The sequence below is a fragment of the Bacillus sp. Marseille-Q3570 genome (genome assembly GCF_946151055.1).
Classification (GTDB): Bacteria; Bacillota; Bacilli; order Bacillales; family Fictibacillaceae; genus Pseudalkalibacillus.
In genome coordinates, this window is the sequence record NZ_CAMGYZ010000002.1 from 148,499 (window position 1) to 170,189 (window position 21,691).

At 43.0% G+C, this 21,691-nt stretch carries 26 protein-coding genes and 1 pseudogene; 4 read left to right on the forward strand and 23 right to left on the reverse strand.

Annotation, left to right across the window (positions count from 1 at the left end):
* Positions 1-497 precede the first annotated feature (497 nt).
* The 9 genes from N8M93_RS03980 to N8M93_RS04020 form a co-directional block, all read right to left on the reverse strand.
* Positions 498-848, reverse strand: a complete 351-nt coding sequence (locus N8M93_RS03980; protein ID WP_261129856.1) for a DUF2200 domain-containing protein — start codon at positions 846-848, stop codon at positions 498-500.
* Positions 849-958: 110 nt separating this feature from the next.
* Positions 959-1,693 (reverse strand): DUF899 domain-containing protein, encoded by a 735-nt coding sequence (locus tag N8M93_RS03985; protein ID WP_261129857.1) that lies wholly within the window; start codon positions 1,691-1,693, stop codon positions 959-961.
* A gap of 197 nt (positions 1,694-1,890) precedes the next feature.
* The gene (locus N8M93_RS03990) at positions 1,891-2,481 is read right to left on the reverse strand and encodes a kinase (protein ID WP_261129858.1); all 591 of its coding nucleotides are present in this window, start codon (positions 2,479-2,481) and stop codon (positions 1,891-1,893) included.
* 11 nt (positions 2,482-2,492) lie between these two features.
* Positions 2,493-3,218 carry a CBS domain-containing protein gene (locus tag N8M93_RS03995; protein ID WP_261129859.1) on the reverse strand — a complete coding sequence of 242 codons (726 nt, stop codon included), beginning with the start codon at positions 3,216-3,218 and terminating at the stop codon, positions 2,493-2,495.
* Positions 3,218-3,724, reverse strand: coding sequence for a GNAT family N-acetyltransferase (locus N8M93_RS04000; RefSeq protein WP_261129860.1), 507 nt, complete (start codon positions 3,722-3,724; stop codon positions 3,218-3,220). Before N8M93_RS04000 ends, N8M93_RS03995 begins: the two co-directional genes overlap by 1 nt.
* A 13-nt stretch (positions 3,725-3,737) precedes the next feature.
* Positions 3,738-4,232 (reverse strand): DUF1648 domain-containing protein, encoded by a 495-nt coding sequence (locus N8M93_RS04005; protein WP_261129861.1) that lies wholly within the window; start codon positions 4,230-4,232, stop codon positions 3,738-3,740.
* Positions 4,233-4,244: 12 nt separating this feature from the next.
* A complete protein-coding gene (locus N8M93_RS04010; protein ID WP_261129862.1) occupies positions 4,245-4,661 on the reverse strand; it encodes a VOC family protein in 417 nt (138 codons plus the stop codon).
* A gap of 2 nt (positions 4,662-4,663) precedes the next feature.
* The gene (locus tag N8M93_RS04015; protein WP_261130274.1) at positions 4,664-5,029 is read right to left on the reverse strand and encodes a VOC family protein; all 366 of its coding nucleotides are present in this window, start codon (positions 5,027-5,029) and stop codon (positions 4,664-4,666) included.
* A 95-nt stretch (positions 5,030-5,124) separates the two neighbouring features.
* A complete protein-coding gene (locus N8M93_RS04020; RefSeq protein ID WP_261129863.1) occupies positions 5,125-5,985 on the reverse strand; it encodes a TVP38/TMEM64 family protein in 861 nt (286 codons plus the stop codon).
* Between the two features lie 198 nt (positions 5,986-6,183).
* Between N8M93_RS04020 and N8M93_RS04025 the strand changes: the two genes are divergently transcribed.
* Complete coding sequence (locus tag N8M93_RS04025; protein ID WP_261129864.1) at positions 6,184-6,876, forward strand: sigma-70 family RNA polymerase sigma factor; 693 nt, start codon at positions 6,184-6,186, stop codon at positions 6,874-6,876.
* A 22-nt stretch (positions 6,877-6,898) separates the two neighbouring features.
* Positions 6,899-7,486, forward strand: a pseudogene (gene clpP, locus N8M93_RS04030) (ATP-dependent Clp endopeptidase proteolytic subunit ClpP); the annotation flags it as partial.
* Between the two features lie 127 nt (positions 7,487-7,613).
* Here the strand turns inward: clpP and N8M93_RS04035 are convergent.
* From N8M93_RS04035 to N8M93_RS04085, 11 genes are all read right to left on the reverse strand, one after another.
* Complete coding sequence (locus N8M93_RS04035; protein ID WP_261129866.1) at positions 7,614-7,766, reverse strand: hypothetical protein; 153 nt, start codon at positions 7,764-7,766, stop codon at positions 7,614-7,616.
* Positions 7,767-7,779: 13 nt separating this feature from the next.
* A complete protein-coding gene (locus tag N8M93_RS04040; protein WP_261129867.1) occupies positions 7,780-8,178 on the reverse strand; it encodes a hypothetical protein in 399 nt (132 codons plus the stop codon).
* Between the two features lie 165 nt (positions 8,179-8,343).
* Positions 8,344-9,171, reverse strand: coding sequence for a DUF3224 domain-containing protein (locus N8M93_RS04045; RefSeq protein ID WP_261129868.1), 828 nt, complete (start codon positions 9,169-9,171; stop codon positions 8,344-8,346).
* A gap of 257 nt (positions 9,172-9,428) precedes the next feature.
* Positions 9,429-10,592 carry an iron-containing alcohol dehydrogenase gene (locus tag N8M93_RS04050; protein WP_261129869.1) on the reverse strand — a complete coding sequence of 388 codons (1,164 nt, stop codon included), beginning with the start codon at positions 10,590-10,592 and terminating at the stop codon, positions 9,429-9,431.
* A 111-nt stretch (positions 10,593-10,703) separates the two neighbouring features.
* Positions 10,704-10,937 carry a hypothetical protein gene (locus N8M93_RS04055; protein ID WP_314728260.1) on the reverse strand — a complete coding sequence of 78 codons (234 nt, stop codon included), beginning with the start codon at positions 10,935-10,937 and terminating at the stop codon, positions 10,704-10,706.
* Positions 10,938-11,506: 569 nt separating this feature from the next.
* A complete protein-coding gene (locus N8M93_RS04060) occupies positions 11,507-11,707 on the reverse strand; it encodes a cold-shock protein (RefSeq protein ID WP_261129870.1) in 201 nt (66 codons plus the stop codon).
* A 190-nt stretch (positions 11,708-11,897) separates the two neighbouring features.
* On the reverse strand, positions 11,898-12,353 hold the full coding sequence (locus N8M93_RS04065) for a GNAT family N-acetyltransferase (protein ID WP_261129871.1): 456 nt from the start codon (positions 12,351-12,353) through the stop codon (positions 11,898-11,900).
* Between the two features lie 79 nt (positions 12,354-12,432).
* Positions 12,433-13,308: an SMP-30/gluconolactonase/LRE family protein gene (locus N8M93_RS04070; protein ID WP_261129873.1), complete on the reverse strand. Its 876-nt coding sequence runs from the start codon at positions 13,306-13,308 to the stop codon at positions 12,433-12,435.
* 4 nt (positions 13,309-13,312) lie between these two features.
* The gene (locus N8M93_RS04075) at positions 13,313-13,627 is read right to left on the reverse strand and encodes a hypothetical protein (protein WP_261129874.1); all 315 of its coding nucleotides are present in this window, start codon (positions 13,625-13,627) and stop codon (positions 13,313-13,315) included.
* Between the two features lie 206 nt (positions 13,628-13,833).
* The gene (locus N8M93_RS04080; RefSeq protein ID WP_261129875.1) at positions 13,834-14,772 is read right to left on the reverse strand and encodes a hypothetical protein; all 939 of its coding nucleotides are present in this window, start codon (positions 14,770-14,772) and stop codon (positions 13,834-13,836) included.
* 74 nt (positions 14,773-14,846) lie between these two features.
* A complete protein-coding gene (locus N8M93_RS04085) occupies positions 14,847-15,308 on the reverse strand; it encodes a GNAT family N-acetyltransferase (protein ID WP_261129876.1) in 462 nt (153 codons plus the stop codon).
* A 269-nt stretch (positions 15,309-15,577) separates the two neighbouring features.
* On the opposite strand from N8M93_RS04085, the gene N8M93_RS04090 reads away from it, so the two are divergent.
* Together N8M93_RS04090 and N8M93_RS04095 are read left to right on the forward strand one after the other, a co-directional pair.
* Entirely contained in the window at positions 15,578-17,017 is a 1,440-nt protein-coding gene (locus tag N8M93_RS04090) for an FAD-binding oxidoreductase (RefSeq protein ID WP_261129877.1), read from the forward strand.
* Positions 17,014-17,592: an MFS transporter gene (locus tag N8M93_RS04095; RefSeq protein ID WP_261129878.1), complete on the forward strand. Its 579-nt coding sequence runs from the start codon at positions 17,014-17,016 to the stop codon at positions 17,590-17,592. The genes N8M93_RS04090 and N8M93_RS04095 overlap by 4 nt, the downstream gene beginning before the upstream one ends.
* Positions 17,593-17,855: 263 nt before the next feature.
* On the opposite strand, the gene N8M93_RS04100 is transcribed toward N8M93_RS04095, so the two are convergent.
* The 3 genes from N8M93_RS04100 to N8M93_RS04110 are packed head-to-tail and all read right to left on the reverse strand — an operon-like array spanning position 17,856 to position 21,687.
* Positions 17,856-18,647: an SDR family oxidoreductase gene (locus tag N8M93_RS04100; protein ID WP_261129879.1), complete on the reverse strand. Its 792-nt coding sequence runs from the start codon at positions 18,645-18,647 to the stop codon at positions 17,856-17,858.
* Positions 18,625-19,533 (reverse strand): fumarylacetoacetate hydrolase family protein, encoded by a 909-nt coding sequence (locus tag N8M93_RS04105; RefSeq protein WP_261129881.1) that lies wholly within the window; start codon positions 19,531-19,533, stop codon positions 18,625-18,627. Before N8M93_RS04105 ends, N8M93_RS04100 begins: the two co-directional genes overlap by 23 nt.
* A gap of 15 nt (positions 19,534-19,548) precedes the next feature.
* Positions 19,549-21,687, reverse strand: a complete 2,139-nt coding sequence (locus N8M93_RS04110) for a TRAP transporter permease (protein WP_261129882.1) — start codon at positions 21,685-21,687, stop codon at positions 19,549-19,551.
* Positions 21,688-21,691 lie beyond the last annotated feature (4 nt).

The following is a 21,691-nucleotide window of genomic DNA, read 5'->3' on the forward strand; positions in this document are numbered from 1 at the left end:
GTTAAAGACTGATGTTGATTTTCTGGAAATTCAACTTCGTTGTTGGATTGCGGGTAATTTCACTTGAACCTGAAAAAATTAGTAATCGGGGTTGACGGGAGATTTCCTATGGTGTAAAATTAAAATAGGGATACTATGCACTTATTCATAATATGAATGTGCATCTATATTAAATTACCACACTTTTCCCTTCTTATCAAGACCTTCAACAATTTCTCTCCGTACCAATTTCAAACAAAATATAGCGTAGGCTAACTATCTTTTGTTGAAATTAGTCTTTTCCTGCTGTTAAACGAATGTACAACTCTCTTCAAATGACTGCCTTTTATTTCAAATGATCAAATCTGATCAACCCATCATTGTCATTTTATAATAAAGAGACATATCCTATTCCGGACATGCCCCTTTAACGAACAATGAACGCTATCCGATCTTCTTGAATGGCGTCCAATTATTTAATAATAAAAATGTAAACAGTGTTTCTTCGTTTATATTTATTATTTCCTCAAAATCTTCTCCATCGCTTTTCCCTTTGCTAACTCATCGATCAGCTTATCCAAATAGCGTATTTCCTGCATCGTTGGTTCTTCGATATCCTCTACTCGGACTCCGCAGACTACACCTTTGATCAAAGCCCGTGAGGGATTCAATTGCGGAGCTTCGGCAAAGAAGGTCTCAAAGTCTGTCTGCTTTTCTAGTTGTACTTCTAACTCTTCCTGGCTATATCCAGTCAACCAACGAGTGATTTCATCGACTTCTGATTTCGTACGCCCTTTTTTCTCTGCTTTCGCAATATAATGGGGATAGACACTTGCGACACTCATTGTATAAATCTTATGTTTAGTCATAATACACCTCCCTTGATTTCCAATGATGAATAACATAACAGTCAGCTTTCATCCCACTATGCCCTTTTTTATAGTCATCCGGAGGAACCCTGGTAACGCAGGAAGGTAGCCTAGGTACCGAGATCGTCAGACCGTCCGGCAGCCAGGCGGGACCACTGGGCGGTCGGGCGGCCGTCCATCTGAAACTGACCACCTTTTGAGCCCCAACGCTGCGGCCAGCCCTCGGGTGAATCCTCCCAAAACTCCTGACGGCCGTAAATAGTCAGGTCGAGCAGTCCGTATGACGGTGCCATCCGTTCGTTGCCGCGGCCTGTTGTCCAGTAGGTCTCGTAAACCTTATCGCCATCCCGGAGATAACTGACCAGGATGCCGAAGTGCCGGTCAACGATCAACTGGTCCGCGGTGTCCTGGGGCACCGAGTACCAGGGAACCGTCCAGCCCATGAAATCGCGATACCGCGAGCTCTCCTCATACGGCCCCTGACAGAAAGTCGCGTAGCTGACGTCCCGCGAGTTCAGATAGGACAGCTCGTTGATATGAGTCGTGGAGAAGGTGCAGCCCTCGCACTGCTCCGCGGCGGGTTTGCCTGTGTGCCACATGTGAAAGTAGGCGATCAGCTGGTGGCGTCCCTCGAAAGTCTCCAGCAGCGTGACCGGGCCATCCGGGCCGATCAGCAGGATGGACGAGTCCACCTCGACCATCGGCAGCCGCCGACGGGCTGCCGCAATTGCGTCACCTTCTCGGGTATGCACCTTTTCCCGGATCCGCAACTCATCCAGTTTGGACTGCCAGGTGGCCCGGTCGACCACTGGTGGCCGCGTAGAAGTGTTGAAATATTGATTCATGTAATCATCCCCTCTCGCTATTGTTCATTTACACAATCAAAGTTTATCCACATACATACAAAGGACTTCTTCTCAAGTGCTTATAATTCCCTCACTATTGCCGTGTCATCATTCTTTCTTATTCAATTAAATGGTCCTATTGTGGATTGATATAGGAAGTTATTATTCCAGAAATGATGCCCCTTTCTTGAATATCTTCAACTTTCAATGACGAAATCGGCTTTTTTAAGAGGTACGACGGTTCTTAAATAAAAATCTTCTGCTTTCCAATATCTATTGTAGAACTTTTCAATGTTCTCTTGAGATGTGTCACTTTCCCTCTGGAACCGGTCATTTCTTGAACAATGCAAATAGGCGATAAAATCAAAGTGCTTCACCCACTCATTTCTTTGCAGAAAAACCCCTTCTATTATGATCAGAGCTTGCTCAGGCAGATTTATGCATTTGGTGATGTGACGATCTTGTTCATCTTGATAAAACGGCAATTTCAAACTGTTAGAGCTTTTTATCTTATTGAACAAGTTCTCCTTCAACCATTGCACATCCCATTGAAGCTGATAATGTTCATACCATTCCTCATTTCCTGTATCATAGCGATCCATACGTGCCGTGATATGATCATCGATATGTATGATCCGATGAGGAATTTTCCTATCGATTAATGACTGGTTAAGTTTCTTTACGAAGGTTGTCTTTCCTGAGCGGCTCAAGCCGTCAATGCCGATGATGTAACGGCCTTCAGGGTACTGCGGAATCTTATCCAGTATTGTTTCTATATCATCTTCCATCTTCCTTCTCCCTATTTTCCGTCTTCCTTATAATCGATTTCGATAAGATCCCAGGCTGTCACAACACCAAGCGGGGTTTCATCCTTTTTACCGTTTTCTGTTATAATCACGGCTTCAAGGTCATCTCCGTTTTGATGGTAACTTTCATATAAATCTTCTATTTCAAAAATGTTGATGGATTTCCGTGCAAAGGCGACTGGATGATTCTTTTCATATTCAAGAATGTTTTTAACCTGATAGTTTGAGAGATCGACAATGCTGTTGACCACGTGATCTGCCATCCAATTTACAAGTGCACTTGCTGATAAAAGACCAATGCATGCTTTGTTATGATAGATAGGGTATTGAGCGTAGGAGTAGTCACGCATCTGCTGGACCACATATTCAATGCTGTCTTCATAATCAAAACAGATGACATTTTTTGTTGCGATTGTAAGGGCGTAATTGGGTTTTGAGAGGATCTCAGCAATCTTTTCAATCCGTACGACGACTTCCGGATGCGGCTCAGCAATGTAGAATCCCAGTTTTGTTTTATCGTGTACTAAAGCATTTCTGAGCTTGCTATATTGATAGAGCTCTTCATGGAATGTTGAAATTACTTTATGCTTACTTCCATGTCGGACAAGGGCAGAAAATTTATCCGTATTGATCTTGATCATTTTCTTCAGAGACTCATGGATTTGATTGAATGCAACTTCAAACCGCTCTGACAATGTATACTCTTTAGCGACTTTCATCAATTCGTTTTCCTTCCACAATAGGGTGTTTTTATAGGTTTACTTAACAAGATTTCATCCCTGATTGGAATCCCATTGTCAGCAAACAGCGATATTTCTGGTTTGATTTTTCTGCATTCATCAACTGCATTCACAAAAATTTCTGTGAGCCGGTATCCCCTCTTCTGATAAAATCCTAATGCATGCAGATTATCATTCGTTGTGATGAGTTTGACACGATCGCAATCTTTTTCTTTTGCGTAAGTCTCAAGCTTATGTAATAACGTACTTCCGATTCCTTGATTGTCTTGGAGACTATCCAATGATATGATTTCACATTCGTTATTTTCGATGATATATGTAATTAGTCCCAAAAGTGCTCCATCATCCTCAATGACCGCAAAACCATCGAGTTGATCACAATGATAGACGCCTGTAGACAGGACCATCATCATGCTTCCCCACTGTTCTATGAAAAAGTTTATTATTTTCTCTTTGTCCAATATATTTGTTGAAATGACGTCCATGTTGAGATCCCCTTTATAATCGAAACGAACAGATGATGAGGAATGCTAATGTCAAAAACAGAATGCCCAGGGTGACAGGTAAATCCCACCATGGGAGGTTTACATGGCTACCTTTTGCAACCTGAACAGTCCGCCATGTTAGTAAAATAAAGAAAATCAACAATTCATTTTTGATGACGTTGATCATCATACTAGCATTCTTGTATTGTTTTTCAGCATTTTCTTCTGTCAAATTGATATAGTTATACACATGTGGATATTTCTCCAGAACGGACAAACCAATCCACATGCTGATGCCAATAAAAAGCAGGAGCCAAATCAGGCCTTTATGCCCCCAATTATCCGGCTCGCCTGCAAAATTAAAATGAACAGGAACATTATCCGGTAATGAGGACCATTGCATCAAAAGATACACAATGACCCATCCGGATAAAAACATTCCCATGTTATCTAATATCCTTTCAAATCTTGTCTTTTCTATCTTTATGATCGGACGGTGTTGCTCCATTGTACCCCTTCCCTATGTAATCTGATACTTCTCTTTGAATTCCGGGCTCAGCTCGCTCCATACGTCGAATTTGTTGCCATCAAGATCATAAAAGACGAAGTTGTTTCCGGAGTGCCCTCGGTCCTCGATTTCTCCCACTCTCACATCCTGTTTCAGAAACTCTCCATGGAGTTCTTCCAGTGCATGCAGCCCGTTCACTTCGAATGTCAGGGAAAAGCGTTCATTCCCCTCTGCATCTTTAAAATTGGCAGACTGGTCGGTATCTGATTTCACTAGGAAGAAACTCTGATTCGCCAGGTTGATGATCGCCTTGTTTTCATCAAGATAATTCGTCTCTGCACCAAGCTTCAGTTCGTACCATTCTGCTGCTCTCGCTACATTACTTACTGGGATATAGGTGGTACCGACCCGTAATAGTTTTTCTTTCATTTTTAAAACTCCTTTCCAGTTGCACTTAGATCTTCAAACAACCCGATTAGATTTCCGTCTGAGTCCTCGAATGTCAACCAGGCTGCCGGAACACCTTCGCGCGTATTGACTTGTTCAAGTTCAATAGCTAATTCATCCATGAGTCGTTGTCTTTCTGCTTTTATATCCGTTACACCAAGTCGAATCGGTCCATTTCCGATTGCTGGATTTCCTTCAGCTACTTGAATCCATGTACCTTGAAGCAATTCCCATTCTGCAAAACCTTCATGCGGTATGAAGTCCGGCTGCCGGTTGAATAATACGCCATACCATTTCATACCTTTTTCAAAATCAGTTACTCTGACTTGAAAGGTAACCCCAGTCAAAATTCCCATACGTTAACTCCTTTATCTTTTCATCAGTATGTAGTTCAATAATTTACTGATATTCCCTTCATTTTCACTGAAGAAATATCAGGTTTAAATCAACTTTCCAATGTTTTTGTTTTTTTCAGGAACTTCTTAACGAACAAAGATATTATGAACAGCGTTCCTAGAAGTACAGAGCATGTTAAAACCAATTGCGGACCTGTCAGGGGTAGCAACTGTGCTAAATGAACTGAATAAGCTAGGAGTGAGGAAGTGAAGAACTTGGCAATGGAAGCGATGACGAAGAACTTTTTGAAGCTGACAGCTCCGATTGCAGCCCCGACACAGATAATCTCATCGGGCAGGATGGGAATAATGAAAAGGAGGACTAATATTGCCGTTTCATTTTTTCCGACATATGCCCTGTATTTGTCCAGATGTTTTTCTTTCACCAATTTAGAAATGACCTTTTGTCCTCCATATCGTACGATGGAGAACATAGCGATGAGTCCAATGATTGTACCAAGGAAACCTAGAATTGCAGCAGAAAACAGACCGAAGACAGCACTTCCGGCTCCAATGGTAACCGCTTCCGGAATCGGGAGAACGATCGGTTGTACCAGACAGATCAAGAAGAAAATCAGTTTAGCAGACGATTCATGCGCCCTCAGTACATTTTCAATACCATGAGCATCCGTCAACGCAGCAAATTTTGTCAAATGATAAATTAGCAGTAAAATGAATACAAAAGAACTCAAAGAAATCAACGCAACCTTTGTAATCTTCAACAACTGCCATCTTTTCAATAAAACAATCAATGCATCAAACAAGAGAAGCATCAGCAATATACTTATAAGACTCCATTTATATACGGAGAGCATAGTAGGCATGGTGCTGATTAGCAGATACGTGATCAGTACCCCCATTATCAGGTGCATAAAGATTTCAACAGATAATTTTTGTTTTAGTTCAATCAACTGATTCCTCTCCCTCGAAAAGATAAGCTGGAACATCATTATATAGGATCCAATTCGATTTAGAATTGTACTATTCTTGTATTTTTTCTTAAGACTTGGGACCCAGTTGAAAGCTTTATTAAATAAATTTAAACACCCGTATCTTTTTACCTTCTTTAATCGTTAAAAGTGTAGAGAGGAGCTGAAGGAGTGAGGAAAATGTACGCCAGGCCTGGCATTCATGTACAAAGTGAAAATTTGCAATCGGAAGAGCTGCAAGAACTATATTCGAAACTGAACCGCTATTGTCATTTCCTTTCCCAAAACAAGTGGGATGGCGAGGATCTTGCACAGGAAACGCTGTTCAAAGCACTACACCATTATGGTAAGCAGAAAATTGAACTGAATGTAGCGTTATTGAAAAAGATAGCCCACAATTTGTGGACGGATCAACTGCGGAAACGGAATCGTGAAGTGATTGGTTTCACACCTGAAGACACCGATGAAGAGAACATGTTCAAGGAAAGAACTATAGACCTAATAGAGCATTTGATCTCTGGGCTTACACCAAAGCAAGCGGTCATATTTACTTTAAAAGACGCATTCCGCTATCAAATCACTGAGATCGCTGAAATTTTCGGAATGACAGAAACAGCAGTCAAAGCGGCATTGAATCGAGCCAGAAAAAGACTCGCAAAGCTGGCTCCGGAAGAGGACCTGCATCCTATCCACGAACATGGTGACGATAATGAGAGAGAAATGTTGAGGACCACACTTACCGAAGCAATTCAGTCTGACGATCCTACTGTACTGATCCGTATCATACCGGCACTCTTCCCTGCACAGACACAACCGAAGTTGAAGCTGATGAACTTCACCTCTCCTTCAAGCTCCCTCTCGATGGCAGCTTAAGCTTTAGACGAAGGAGGAAAAAAGTATGGCAACCATTCCTTATGTCATTGAACAATCAAATCACGGAGAACGTTCCTACGATATCTATTCACGATTACTGAAAGACCGGATCATCATGGTAAGTGATGAAATCAATGATCATATGGCGAACAGCATCGTCGCCCAATTGTTGTTTCTTGCCGCTGATGATTCAGATAAAGATATTTCGCTTTACATCAACAGTCCCGGCGGCTCCACTTCAGCGGGGTTTGCGATCTTCGATACAATGCAATATATCAAGCCCGACATCAGCACGATCTGTACCGGAATGGCAGCATCATTCGGCGCAATGCTCTTGTTAGCAGGTACGAAAGGAAAAAGATATGCCCTACCGAACAGTGAAATCATGCTCCATCAACCGCTTGGAGGTGCACGCGGTCAAGCCACCGATATCGAAATTTCAGCTAAACGAATTTTGAAATTACGTGAACATATGAATCACATCATTGCTGAACGTACCGGTCAACCAGTTGAAAAAGTCGCTATCGATACAGACCGGGACTATTTCTTAAGTGCTGAAGAATCCAAAGAGTACGGGATCATTGATGAGATCATCCAATCGAAAAAGTAATAAGAAAACCTGGCAAAGGCAAGCCTAATCGCAGGCTGAGCCTTAGTTGCCCTGATATTGAAGAAAATATTTCTAAAAATGCAAGCAATGAAACGGCAGTCATCTGGCTGCCGTTTTCCATTGTGGGTCATTTCTTTTTTTGAGCTGCTTCAAATGCGAGTCCAAGCGCTATGCCGATTCCGATACCAATCGCAATATTATCGAAAATCACACCGATTACCACACCGATGACTGTTCCAATCACTATTCCATTGCTGAATTTTGTGGTTTTTCTAGACAAAACACACCATCCTTTATGTCATCCGTTCTAGTAATTGTTTAAGTGTCTCAAGATCTTGTTGAACTTGATCGAGATCCTCATTGAATTGCCCTTCAGACATCATTGGTTGCTGGAAGACAGTGAATATGACTTCACACCCTGTACTGTTCGGGATGACGCGCATCGGCATCATGATCGATTCGTCTGGAGAAGGCGTGACAAAGTGATCAACGATACCGAATTCATTCTGATCGACAAACCTGATATTCACTGGTCCATCACCCGTTTCAGCAATCCACTGGTCATTCACTTTTTTCACCGATTTGAAAAAAGACCACTGTGGTAAATTTTCAGGGTTCGAAATGAAATCATAAGCTTTGTTAACACTGCAATCGATCGATATGGATAACGTTTTGGAATTCAACAAAGACACATTGTCACGTCCTTCTGTTAAATTTTTTTTTCAACCGGAAGCTACCCACCCTCTATTCTAGATGAAGCCGAATTTCACATACGCTTTAACTTCAAGAGCAACAACGTTTGTGAAAACAGCCTTAATTAAAACAACAACACTTTTGAAATCGTCAAAAATCAATGCTTATAAAACTTTATCTGTTTCTTGCAGACCTGATGCTTTCAAAGCTTTTTCAAGGTCATCAAAGCGGGAAATATATACTACTTTACCATCTTTCACTTTAATGACTGAAGCAACATTTGCCTCACCCGCACTTCGTCCTTCTTGCCCTTTCCATGTCGCAAGTTGTTCATAAACTAAAGAACCCTTTCTTCCATAGATCGATAATGTTTCAAGATTCAGACCTGTTCGCTCCAACCATTCCACCAACAGGACTTTTCCATAACCAGAACCTCTAGGCCCTGATATTTCAATTGTTGGTGATGTCATTTCCAATAGTGCATCGACATCTTGCTCATTGCATAGATCAATCCATTTATCAGCGACATTGATTTCTTCTTCGATATATTTATCTTCCTCTTCTTCTTTTTCCCTTAAGAAAATAGCCATCTCTTCATCAAAGGAGTAGTTGAAGGTGATTGAAAATGCATCCGATTCACTTGATTCCACATTGATGACACCATCGATCCCTTTAAGGTCGCCAGTTCCTGATTGCGGAATCACTTTCTGGGTAGAAGTGAGGACGCCATCTTCAAAGGTGCCATCATGTTCTAATACAAAGCTGCCAATTCTATTCCCGATACTACCTGTGAAGCGCTCTAGTCCATAAACTGTGGCAGATGTTTCAGTAAAATAACATTTCAATTCTTCCAAAATACCTTCGCCTTGAAGATCGCCTTCATAGCTCATTTCAAAATGACCTTTCGTCAGCTTAGGTCCGCCTTTCAAGTCACTGTATGGGATTTCACTTCCCCGTTTTATTTTTATAATCGATGTAGCTTGTCCATCCATAGTCAAAAACCTCCCCTTTGATATTAAAAAACTTACACGTAATCGACGATTTGATAAATAGGATAAGAGGCAGGATGTAATCTCTGCTTTTTCGCCTCCTTATAGTAATTCGGAGAGACTGAAAGCATTTCGGCATAACTATGGTAATTTTTTTGAAAAAATCGTCGCCCCTTTGAATTATTCGATTTCTGAAAGGATTTTCCTTTCCTTTTGAAATAAAAAGAACGTCATCTCTTGTCGGATGACGCCCTTTCGTATCAATTGTCCGAATAGGCTTTTTGGAAAAGCTGCAAGTAATTTTCTTTGCTGATTTCCCTTGCATTGCTCGGTGTAGATCCATTGTTATACGCTGATTCAGCTAAGTAATCGAAGTCTTCTTCGTTCACTTCAGATAGTGATGCGAAGGAAGGAATGGAAATATCCTCAGCCAGCTGTTTCATCTCCTTCACCAATAGATCTGCCGCTGCTTGATCTGGATCAGATTCTTCGGCAATACCGATTATTCTTGCAATCGTTGCATGTTTCTCGATTTCCGCTTCTGCATTATACTCAACAATATAAGGGAGGAACATCGAATTTGCCACCCCATGGGGTGTATCGTATAATCCGCCGATTGCTTCAGCCATACAATGGACGGAGGCCACATCCGCATGTGAAAACGCCATCCCAGCAATTGTAGATCCAATCATCATGTTATATCTTGCTTCCTGGTCCTCTCCATTTTCCACAGCCCGTCGTAAATAAGGATAGATATGCTTCATTGCTTGTTGGGCAAGTCCATCAGCAATCGGATTCGAAAGCTTACATGTATATGCCTCGATAGCATGTACGAGAGCATCCATTCCAGTCGAAGCTGTCAAATGCGGCGGTAGTTTATATGTAAGTTCAGGATCGACAATCGCCAATACTGGTGCGATTTGCACTGACTTGATGGTGAATTTTATTTTACGATTCGTATCAGTTATGACAGAAGAACGCGTCACTTCCGCTCCTGTTCCAGCAGTAGTCGGGATGACGATAAGCGGTGTTACCCCATCTGGAACGTTATCGCGTCCTGCATACTCCTGCGGGCTCCCTCCATGGGTTTTAAGAATCGCAATCGCTTTGGCTGAATCGATGACTGAACCGCCGCCTATAGCTAAAATTGCATCAGCCCGGAAATCCATTGCAGCTTTACCGCCAACGATACAATCCGCATCCTTCGGGTTCGGTTTCACCTGGGTGAAGACCTTGGTTTCATAACCTTCTACACTTAAAATCTGTTCAAGCTTCTCAACAAAACCGACTTGTTCGATACCAGGATCGGTGACGATGAAAAGCCTTTTCCCTTTCAGTGTACCTTTCAAGTATGCCCCTGTATCAGAAAAGACGCCATTACCAGCCTGGATTTTCGTCGGAAGATTGAATTCCACAGTTTTCATCCAGCATTCCCCCTATCTTATTTATATCCTTTTATGATAATTGAAAATTCGATCAAATAATAATAAAGTGCTTGCAAAAAAATACCGGCAATCTTAGTGACTGCCGGCGGATTATTTACAACTGCTTTTTACTTTTTCAAACTCTTCTTCAAAATAAAAAGTGCTTGGATGTTCCTCAACAATATAGGAGAATCTCTTCATGTTTTTCACATATTGCCATTTTCTTATGGTCACGGTTTCGCCAGTCTTTTGGACTTTGACAACTTCACCAGTTTTGAACAGATTGTTTGAATGTTTCAAACGGTCACTTCCCTTCATTTCTATTATAACATAGCGGTAAGGCATTGAGCGCTCCCTTCGTCCTGTTCGATAAGTTAACAGGAAGTTCAACATTTTTTCTCTGACCGGCATTTGATCTATGCTATAATGAATTTACCATTTAATTTTTCCTGAACATACGGGCTGGCACAATTGTGTCAGCCCCTTTTATTTGTGTTTCACATATATGAACGATAACAACTTTTGAAAAAGGAGAAGGTTTAAACGAAAGTCGCGACACTTCCGGGGGAATAGCGAACCGGGCGGACCATGTTTTTACCTGACGGACATGAGAGCCGTTTATGTGGACAATATCAGTGTTTCTGAATTTCAACGGAACCACAGCCGTAATTTGGGAACAAAAAAGCTGATTCACCATGATAATTGCGAAATAAGACCCCTGGTGTCCGTTAAGTTTATAAAATCACATTGTTTTGGACGAATAAGGTCTTCTGTTTCCGTTAACGGATGGCCCGGATGAAGAGGCTTGCGATACCCCCAGTGAATTTCGTAAATTCCATATACTTCAAAACAAATCCTTAAAAGTACAAAAAAACAGACCCTGTTAAGGATCTGTTTTGAGTTCAACTTTTTATTTAGACTTTTTGTACGTTTGAAGCTTGAGGTCCACGTTGGCCTTCTTCAACTTCAAAAGTAACTTCTTGACCTTCGTCTAAAGATTTGAATCCGTCTGCTTGGATAGCTGAAAAGTGAACGAATACGTCGTCTGCACCTTCACGCTCGATGAATCCAAAACCTTTTTCTGCGTTAAACCATTTTACTTTACCATGTTCCATGTTTGTTGCCTCCTAGTGCTCATTGCACAATGTTTTTCATATTCTTGCTCAGAACCAGACGTAAAGTGTAACACTTTTAACTATCCAATGATCGAACAAAAATAACTGTTTTTAATAATAGCAGTTTGTACATAAATACGCAAGTCATTTACTAAAGTACCCATGATTTGTAATGTTTGTAATCTTTGTGTTACGAAACTTCGTACTTCATCAATGGAAGCTTTCTGTCAGCAAAAACGGTTGAAGGCGTTTCTCCGATTTTGACGGCACCCATTTTTTCATAAAATCCAATTGCATGAGGGTCGCTGTCAATCGTGAAGCTCCTGATGTCCAATTCATTCGCTCGGTGGACGACATGAGCCCAAAGCTGCTTCCCATACCCTTCTCCTATGAATCCAGGATTGAGATACATGAAATCCAGGGCAGCCTGTCCATTTTTGATGACAAAAGCAAAGAATCCCAGAACCTTGCTGTCGTCCTCAAGCACGTATACCTCGTTCTTTTCGATATATTTTTCACTTAACGTCAGTGCATCGCGACAGGCTAGAATGAACTCTTCCGAATAGTCCCACTGGGCTTTTGAAAGTAAGGCAAGATCGCTTAAAAGCTGTGCTTCTTCAGGTATTGCCTTTCTGATCGAGGCCATAAGGATGGCTCCTTTCATGGTTTTTCTAGATACTTTCCGGATCGTGTTCGGGATTCCTTTTTTTATCCTACTGATTGTTTTAACCCCTGTAGCTTGAAGATGGGATTCCTTTTACATCCTCCATAGTGACTTTGAATAATCCTCCTGCCATTGGGAAATCTGACAATTGTTCTTCATTCATGCCCTTTCTGGCTGTCGTGATATAAAGGTCATTCAGATCTTTTCCTCCAAAGGCACATGAGGTGATATTGAGTGCAGGAACGGCAATCTCTCGTATCTGATCACCAGTCGACGGATTCCATCTTGACACTTTCGATCCTCCCCAGTGGGCTATCCAAAGCATGCCGTCTGCGTCGATCGTCATGCCATCAGGTTTCCCTTGCTCATCCGGGACTACGATGATATCCATTGGATTCTTGATTGCACCCGTTTTCATCTCATAATCATAGCGTACAACTTTCTGTGTCGGAGTATCAATGTAGTAAAAGTAGTCGTGATCAAATGACCAGATAAGTCCATTGGAATTAGTGACATCGTCGATTTTCTCATTGACGCTTAAGTCAGTATCCAAACAATATAGAGCAGCATTCTTGTCTCTGCTTTCATCAATTGTCCCAGCCCAGAACCTGCCCGCGGGATCACATTTCCCATCATTGAAACGGTTAGTTGGTATTTGTTCTTCTGGATCGTGGATCAGATGATTTTTTTCCGTGTCAAGATCGATAAAATGAAATCCGTTATCAAGTGCGGCGACGAGACCACCGCCTTCACGGGGTACCACTGCTCCGGGCATATGATCCAGTTGGATTGTCCGGTTATATTTGGACTCGGGGTCATAAATGAAAATTTGCTTTTCTAAAATATCGACCCAGTATAATACTTGTTTTTCATGATCCCATGACGGTCCTTCACCCAAAGTTGCCTTTGCATCGATGACAAGTTCAATTTGAGTCATTCATTCAGCCTCCCTCATTTCGTTGAATCTTGATTGTTGCGTCTATAGGTGTATACCCGTCCTCTTCATCGTTTAACAGATCACCATTTTGACGGGAAATTTCCGCATAATAAACTGTTTGATCTTCATCGACAAGCACGAGTAAATTAATATCGTCCCTATGACTCATATTCCTTGCATTATCAAGGGAAAAGCCCACTTGCTCCTCAATCATGTTGTGAGAACTATACGGATAGAATATGTATGCTTTTTCCCAATTGAAGTTGGTTAGTGTTTGAAGATTGATTTCTGTCGCTGCAGTCGGCCAATTTAGCTTCAATTGCTTCTTCCAACTCTTTGCTATATATCAAACTAGATGAACTGCAGGCAACGAGAAAGAGCAGTAGTATACGCGAGATCGTCTGTTTGAAAATCTTCATCCTCCTCATGAAAAAGAGGCTGATCCGACTGTCTGTACCCCGTCCTCTTCCCAACATGTTGAGGTGGACTTTTCTGATACGTTCTTTTTGGTCCAGCCCCGATTTCCTATACACTTTCGATAAGGATCTTTCTCTCTCCTTTAATCTTTTCGAGCTCATGCCGTTTTAGCTCTGCCTGTCTCTTCAGATCAGATAGCAGACTGGATATTTTTCGGTGCTGGGTCTGTGTCTGTTGCAAGGAGTCATTGATTCGTCCTTGTACCATCCAATCAGCGATGAGACCATCGAAGAAGAAATCAGCGAATTTCAATAGACCCGGAATATCGATATGCATGTCCACTTCGTCGTTGATATCTGCTAGTTCCTTTTGAAATTGTCGCATACGGGTTTGCGCTTGATGGATATACTCGGTAGCTTGGTCGATATGATTATGTTTAATTGCACCTGAAATGACACCACCACCAAACATATCCAACGTACCCCATCCTTCAGCTTTTTCGAGGTAATCGATTGCTCGCTCAAGGGCTTGATTCACTGCGTTCCCCGCAGAAACTGCTTCCTCCAACTCATTAAGAAAAGCTTTCATATCTCCTTCTAATTCGGTAAGTTTATCAAGTTGGATGGAAGTTGGTAAATGGTTGGCTTTGATGTACATTTCCTTCTTGGCGAGAGTGTCGTGATAATCCCTTTTAATATTTCTAAGTCGCCCTAACCTTTTGTTCAGGTCGTTTATGGATTCGTCTATTTCATCCTTTGATCTTGTTGCCTCTTCTAATTTCAATTGAACAGCCGCTACCTCTTGTTTTTCCTTGTCCAGACGCTCTGCCACCGTCCCTTTCATGGTTAGGAACCATTTCGTAACGCTGAATCCTTCCAGCTTATCGACATCGGACTGCTCGGATGCCAGTTTCTCCTTCAGGTCATAAATTTTACCCTGTGTTTCTGTCAGTTCTTGCTTATAATCAGCCAGTTGTTGTTCCCATTTCCGTTTCTTTCTCAGTTCTCCTTTAATCTCAATAAGTTGTTCATTCAGCTCATCAATCATGTGATCCCCCTATTTTCGTTTGCCATTACTTACGTTTCACGAGCGGAAAAGTTTCAATGAGGGAGTGAGCCCCATCAGTCATTCGCCGACTTCATATAAATGTTGGTCGGTTCACCTGTAACACTGTAACCTTCCGTCAATAATTCCCACCCATATTTCTCATAGTACCCTTCAAGGTCGGTGGAAAGATAAAGGGATGTATATCCTTTTTCCCTGGCTTCTTCAGCCGCATGCTCCAACATTCTGGAGCCGAGCCCGCTTCCTCTTGATTCTGGTGCGACAAATAGGCAGGCGAACCATGGGGTCAAATCCTGCCGACTGACTAAATCATTCCGTAATAGCGCATAGAACCCGATGATCTTTTCGTTCTTCACCGCTATATAGAACCGTGGCAGTTCACTTTCTGTATCACAGGAATGGATCATGCTTTCATAATAGAACTTGTAGTTTCCTTGCGTACCCCATTGCTTCCAAAAGATCTCCACCGCTTTGTTGAACAAATCCTGCCTTTCCTTCAATTCATATATCTCTTCCATCCGCTCTTTCCTTCCTGGTTTCTTTTTCTACTACATACCTATAAAACCTAGGCTCAGTTCTATAACTGGTTCTGATATTCATTCGAGTATAGTTTCACTAGAGGCTTATTATTCTTATTCATTTTCCACCGCCGATAATCAATTACTGTAGAGGTCTTTCCACAGAACGTTGCATATTTATTTCCATTTTCATCTTGTAATCCCCTTTAAAAAGTGTAAAATTACACTATATGTAATTATTTACTCTTTTGGTAGCTTGGGGGGAGAAGATGAAAAAAATGGTTATTGTCTTATTATCTCTGTGTGTTTATGCTTCACTTTTACTATTCTCTGTGCATAAACCATCATCCGGTGTGTCGGAAGAATATATGACAGACGTAGGGAAATTGATGCCTGTCAAAGTGAAGAAGGTCGTGAAAGGTACAGCATTATCAAGTATCCAGGAAGTGATTGAGGAAGCCGCCAAAAAGGATCTTAAAATTTCGATTGCCGGAAAACGCCATAGCATGGGTGGACACACATATTACCATGACTCGGTTGTACTTGATATGACGGGTTACAATAAGATTCTCGATTTCGATAAGGAACAAAAGACGATCACTGTCCAGAGCGGAGCTACCTGGGACGATATCCAGCAATACATAAACAAACATGGGCTTGCAATCAAAGTGATGCAATCGCAAAACATTTTTACAGTCGGCGGTTCTATCAGCGTCAATGCCCATGGACGTGACATACGGGAGGGATCGCTGATCAGTACGGTCAATTCATTCCGGCTCTTGAATGCGGATGGAGATATCATAAACGTGAGCCGCGAGAAAAACAAAGAGCTTTTTTACCTGGCGCTCGGCGGATATGGATTGTTCGGTGTGATTTTGGATGTCGAGCTCCAATTGACTGACGACGAGCTATATGAAATGAATACAGAAACACTGGATTACAAGGAATATAACGATTACTTCAAGGAGAACGTCATCCACGATCCGAATGTAAAAATGCATCTTGCTCGGATTTCGACGGCTCCGGATTCCTTTTTGACCGAGATGTACGTAACAAACTATGAACGTGCATCTGGTGTAGCATCCTTACAAGAATATAATGAATTGAAAGATGAACGTTTGACTGCTGTTTCGAAATTCGCTTTAGGAATGGCGCGCGATTTTGATTGGGCGAAGAACACGTTCTGGAAGCTGCAGAAGAACTATTTTTTACAAACCGATGGTGAATTGATTTCACGGAACAACGTGATGCGAAGCGAATCGAAGTTTCTTGAATATGAGGATGAAAACGACAATGACGTTCTTCAGGAATATTTCGTCCCAGTCGATGCATTTGCAGATTACATCGATGATTTGCGAAGCGTTTTGTCTGAGGAAGAGCTCAACCTTTTGAACATAACAATACGGTATGTGAACCATGATGAAGGACCGGTATTGTCTTATTCCGATGAGGAGATGTTCGCGCTCGTCCTGCTGATCAACCAGGGATTATCTAAAGAGGATCAGATGAAAACGGAAGCGATTGTGCAGAAGATGATCGATGTGACGTTGGGGCATGAGGGAAGCTACTACTTGCCTTACATGCCGTATCCGACAAAAGCGCAAATGCTCCGTGCATACCCACGTACAGAAGAATTTTTTGAGAAGAAAAAACAGTACGATCCAGATGAAAGGTTCACCAACTTTTTCTACGAGGAGTATGAACAATGAATGAAGAGAAATTAAAAGGGTTGGTCATTTCACAGAGCAGCGTGTTTTTTGCGAGCAGTCTGATTTTCCCGTTCTATATCCTTTTCATTAAAAATGTCGGATCGAGCTTTGCCCAATTTGGACTTTCATACGGGCTGTTCGGGTTAAGCTCCGCCCTTCTTCATCCTGTCATCGGCAAACTGTCCTCACGGATCGATCACCGCTTGTTTTTACTCGTGAATGCCTGGGGGATGGCAACCGTTCTCTTGTTTTTCCCGCACGTCTCCAGTATCGGTCAGGTTTATGTCATCCAGCTCTTTCTCGGGATGTGCGGTGCCCTCCAAAAACACGGTGAGAAAATCATGATCGCGGAGTTCACTGATGGAACTGAACGCGGGGTGAAGATCGGAAACTACCATTTCTGGACGTCGATCTTCTCAGCATTTGCCATCATCGCTGGCGGTTATCTTGCAGACTACCTGACCATCAATATCATCTTTTATATGAGTTCCGTGCTCTATTTCGGGAGTGGTATGGTCGTGATTAGCATAAAGAAAACTATTCGAGTGAAAAATAATGAAGAAAAAGTAGTTTAAGTGACCTTGACTAAAGGTCACTTTCTCCTTTTTTTCTGTTTTTGTAGTTATTTTTTCATTTTTGTAGTTATTTCCTTGTTTTTGTAGTTATTTTCAAATTTTTCACTTTTTCTCTTCATTTTTGTAGTTATTGGTGCCGAGAGGGCTGAAATGACGTTGTTGGTCCTCATAATCCCAAAAAATCCACGATTCAACGGCTTTCCATTCGTCTTACAGCACAAAAAAGGAAGACAATTTTCAAAATTGTCTTCCACTCTATCATTTTACAACGCTTTTACCATGCCGCCGTCGACGAGGAAGGATTGGCCTGTGACGTAGGTGTTGGCGCCGGACCCTAGAAAGACGACCATCCTCGCAAATTCTTCTGGAGTTCCATAGCGTTGAAGCGGGATTTTCTTTTCCGTATTCTCCACATGCTCCTCGTATGGAATCTCAAGCTGTCCCGCCCGGATTTTGTCAAGCTCAGCGACCCGATCCGTACCGATACGTCCAGGTCCCACCGTATTGATGAGGATCTGATGCTCAGCAAGCTCTTGTGAAAGACTTTTTGCAAGCCCAACGATCCCCGCTCGGAACGTGTTCGAGAGGATCAAGTTATCAAGCGGCTGTTTAATGGATGATGAAGCAAAATTGATGATGCGACCGCTATGTTGCTTTTGCATGTACGGAAGCACCTCCCGGATCAGCCGGATGAAACTTAACAGGTTGAGCTCGAACGATTTCTGCCAGTCTTCATCCCGCATGTCTTCAAAACGGCCTGCCGGTGGACCGCCGGCGTTGTTGATCAGTATATCCACCGTCCCATTCTTTTCAACAGCGGTATTCACTAGATTTTTGATCTGATCATAATCCGTGATATCACAAATGGCATAATCGACATTTTCATTGCGTGTTTCCTGGAAAATTTCTTTCTTCGCCAGTTGGAGCTGTTCTTCATTCCGACTTGCGATGAGGACATGTGCCCCTTCTCTAGCATATTCCAACGCCGTTGCTTTACCCAATCCCTTGCTTCCGGCGGTTACGATCACACTTTTACCTTTCAATTGTAGATCCATGTTCGCTTTCTTCCTTTCTTCCTTTTAAGTCTTTGACTGGATTGATGAGCGGCCGGAAACCCTCGATATGGCATTCGACGATATCTCCATCCTGGATGACGACCGCTCCAGGGGTTCCGGTTGAAATGATATCTCCTGGAAGGAGAGTCATCACATTCGAATGGAAACTGACAAGTTGAAGCGGGTTGAACGTCATGTTCTTCACCTTGTTTTTACGGTGGAGATTTCCATTGATCACCGTCGATACTTCCAACTCAGACAGTTCCTCAATTTCATCAGCGGTGACGAACTCAGGTCCGAAACTGAAAAACGTATCGAAGCTTTTCGAACGGGTCAAGTACCTCGGGTTTACCTGTAAAATATCTTCCGCTGTCATGTCGATGATGGTTGTATAGCCGGCGATATAGGGCTCCGCCTCATCCTCAGATACATCTTTGCACGTTTTACCGATGATGACGCCCAACTCCGCTTCTGCTGTCGTCCGCTCGGATTGCTTCGGAATTTCAATAAGATCCCGAGGACCGATAATCGTCGTATCAGGCTTCATAAAACTGGCCGGCTCTGACGAAGGTGCTTTTTCATGAAGGTCTGAAGCATGTTCGACATAGTTGAGTCCGATTCCCCAGATCTTTCGCGGGTGACGGTAAAGCGGACCAAACTCCACGCCCTCGATCGGATGACCGAGATCAGCAGCCAGCCGCTCTACATCGACGGAACCCCACCAGTTACCGAATGTCGCCAGTGGTTCTGGCTGGATCAATTCAAACAAGGTTTCAGGATGATCAAGATTCAGGTAACGGTTGATGTCTGATAATACGATCACCTTATCATCTACGATGACGGCAGCCCTTTCTTTATCCCCTAGCAAGATTGTTGCCAAACGCATTTTTCCACCTCCTGTTCATTTTGCTGAAAGCGGCGATTCAGACGAAGTCGTTTTTTTCAAAAAGACATTGACGATGAGCAGGATCAGGACACCAAGTCCAATCAGGTCGGTGACCACACCAGGATAGATCAACAGCAATGCTCCGACACATGTAATGATCCGCAGCCATCCGGGTACTCGTTCATTGATGTACCCTTCTACTGTGACCGATAACAGGAATACACCGAGTAACGATGTGACTGTAATGAGTAGAACGGTTGTGATATTTGCTTCTATCATCAACATTTCCGGTGAAAAGACGAACATGAACGGTACGATGAAGCCTGCAATCGCAAGGACCATCGCTTGTACACCTGTCTTGTTCGGATTCCCTCCACTGATGCCAGCACCGGCAAATGCGGCGAGCGCAACAGGAGGTGTGATATTCGCAAAAATTCCGAAATAGAACACGAACATATGCGCAACGAATACAGCATTCGCAGTGTTTCCGGTCAATTCCTGGAATAGCGGTAATTGCAAAAGGATCGGTGCCGCCATCGTACTTGTGATGATATACGTCGGGATACTCGGCAATCCCATTCCTAAGATGATCGATGTGACCATTGTCAAGGCGAGCGTGATCAGCAACTGGATAAGCGGACTATTGACTGCTGCCCCAATGCTGACGATGCTGTTTGCGATTTCAAGTGCAACACCTGTTAACGAAGCGATTCCGACTACGATCCCGACAGCACCACATGCAAGTGCAACCGGGATTGTCGTCCTTGCCCCATTTTCAAGCGCTTCGACACAATCCTTGATTCCGACTTCGTCTGCTTTGATTTTCAAAAACTTCCGCCACACGTTGATCGCAGCAGGAATCGCAATGATGAGCACAAGTTCCCACCAGTCGCCGCGCAACGATCCTCCCGATAACGCAGGACCGAAAATCAATCCGAGAGAAACAGCTGACATGACTGCAAGCATCCGTGAAGATCCAGCGATGATGACAGTGGCGATGATCGACCAGAATGCTGCGAAAAATGGAGTCTTTCCTGAGAATAGCAGGTATAAGAGAATGAACATCGGAATCAAGAGATGCCCACGTTCAACCAGGACTTCTTTCACACGTGGGAGTTCTGCCTTCGGGATTCCTTTCAATCCCCTTTTCGAAGCTCGGAAATGGACTTGCAACAGAATACCGATGTAATAAAGCAACGCAGGGATGATCCCAGCCAGGATGACCTTCGTATAAGGGATGTTGAGGTTTTCAGCCATGATGAAAGCTGCAGCCCCCATGATCGGTGGAAGGATTTGTCCACCGACACTGGCAGCTGCTTCCACAGCCCCGGCAAACTCTCTTTTATACCCGATTTTTTTCATGAGCGGAATGGTAAACGTTCCGGTCGTCACCACGTTCGCAATTGCTGAGCCATTGATTGACCCGAGGAATCCGCTCGCAAGGACAGCCACTTTCGCCGGCCCGCCCTTCGTGTGACCCGCTACAGCTAAGGCGAGGTCGTTGAACAGCTGACCCATTCCAGACTTTCCAAGGAAAGCGCCGAACAAGATGAAAAGAATGATATAAGAAGCCGAGACGCCGATTGCAGTTCCTAACACACCCTCGGTAATATAGACGAGTTGGGCGATGATCTGTTTGGACACGCTCAAAACGACAGGACTGGTCAGCTCTGGATAGATCGACAGCTTGACGTGGAATCCATAGGCCAGGAAGCCAAGTCCTAATATGACGAGTCCCCATCCAGTCACACGGCGCGTCAACTCCAGCAATAGGATGAGCGCCAATACCCCGACATAAAAATCGGTATCATTGATGCGGCCGCCGGTCTGGATGATCCGTTCTGCTGTCATGATCATATAGATTCCGACAAACATAGAAAGGCCAGCCGTAATATAATCAAAAATCGGAACGGTTCCTTTTCCTTTCTTCTTCAAGATCGGATATAAGAGGAACCCGATGGTCATCAATGTATAAAGATGGATGCTACGTTGTTTTACGTCAACAAGTGCACCTGCGTAGGACGTGTACAAATGGAAAATGGAAAGTGTAGCGGCTGCTATTGTAATGAACCATAACACCGGTTTTGCGATAGAGGTCCTGATGTTGCTTTCCCGATCGTATTTTTCTACGACATCTTTCATTTCTTCTGCCATGATC

Bases quoted from the DNA above. Each gene is read 5' to 3' on its own strand.
- N8M93_RS03980 (WP_261129856.1), bottom strand. From the start codon at position 848: ATGACTAAACATAAGATTTATACAATGAGTGTCGCAAGTGTCTATCCC.
- N8M93_RS03985 (WP_261129857.1), bottom strand. From the start codon at position 1,693: ATGAATCAATATTTCAACACTTCTACGCGGCCACCAGTGGTCGACCGG.
- N8M93_RS03990 (WP_261129858.1), bottom strand. From the start codon at position 2,481: ATGGAAGATGATATAGAAACAATACTGGATAAGATTCCGCAGTACCCT.
- N8M93_RS03995 (WP_261129859.1), bottom strand. From the start codon at position 3,218: ATGAAAGTCGCTAAAGAGTATACATTGTCAGAGCGGTTTGAAGTTGCA.
- N8M93_RS04000 (WP_261129860.1), bottom strand. From the start codon at position 3,724: ATGGACGTCATTTCAACAAATATATTGGACAAAGAGAAAATAATAAAC.
- N8M93_RS04005 (WP_261129861.1), bottom strand. From the start codon at position 4,232: ATGGAGCAACACCGTCCGATCATAAAGATAGAAAAGACAAGATTTGAA.
- N8M93_RS04010 (WP_261129862.1), bottom strand. From the start codon at position 4,661: ATGAAAGAAAAACTATTACGGGTCGGTACCACCTATATCCCAGTAAGT.
- N8M93_RS04025 (WP_261129864.1), top strand. From the start codon at position 6,184: ATGTACGCCAGGCCTGGCATTCATGTACAAAGTGAAAATTTGCAATCG.
- N8M93_RS04045 (WP_261129868.1), bottom strand. From the start codon at position 9,171: ATGGATGGACAAGCTACATCGATTATAAAAATAAAACGGGGAAGTGAA.
- N8M93_RS04050 (WP_261129869.1), bottom strand. From the start codon at position 10,592: ATGAAAACTGTGGAATTCAATCTTCCGACGAAAATCCAGGCTGGTAAT.
- N8M93_RS04055 (WP_314728260.1), bottom strand. From the start codon at position 10,937: ATGCCTTACCGCTATGTTATAATAGAAATGAAGGGAAGTGACCGTTTG.
- N8M93_RS04060 (WP_261129870.1), bottom strand. From the start codon at position 11,707: ATGGAACATGGTAAAGTAAAATGGTTTAACGCAGAAAAAGGTTTTGGA.
- N8M93_RS04065 (WP_261129871.1), bottom strand. From the start codon at position 12,353: ATGGCCTCGATCAGAAAGGCAATACCTGAAGAAGCACAGCTTTTAAGC.
- N8M93_RS04070 (WP_261129873.1), bottom strand. From the start codon at position 13,308: ATGACTCAAATTGAACTTGTCATCGATGCAAAGGCAACTTTGGGTGAA.
- N8M93_RS04080 (WP_261129875.1), bottom strand. From the start codon at position 14,772: ATGATTGATGAGCTGAATGAACAACTTATTGAGATTAAAGGAGAACTG.
- N8M93_RS04085 (WP_261129876.1), bottom strand. From the start codon at position 15,308: ATGGAAGAGATATATGAATTGAAGGAAAGGCAGGATTTGTTCAACAAA.
- N8M93_RS04090 (WP_261129877.1), top strand. From the start codon at position 15,578: ATGAAAAAAATGGTTATTGTCTTATTATCTCTGTGTGTTTATGCTTCA.
- N8M93_RS04095 (WP_261129878.1), top strand. From the start codon at position 17,014: ATGAATGAAGAGAAATTAAAAGGGTTGGTCATTTCACAGAGCAGCGTG.
- N8M93_RS04100 (WP_261129879.1), bottom strand. From the start codon at position 18,647: ATGGATCTACAATTGAAAGGTAAAAGTGTGATCGTAACCGCCGGAAGC.
- N8M93_RS04105 (WP_261129881.1), bottom strand. From the start codon at position 19,533: ATGCGTTTGGCAACAATCTTGCTAGGGGATAAAGAAAGGGCTGCCGTC.
- N8M93_RS04110 (WP_261129882.1), bottom strand. From the start codon at position 21,687: ATGGCAGAAGAAATGAAAGATGTCGTAGAAAAATACGATCGGGAAAGC.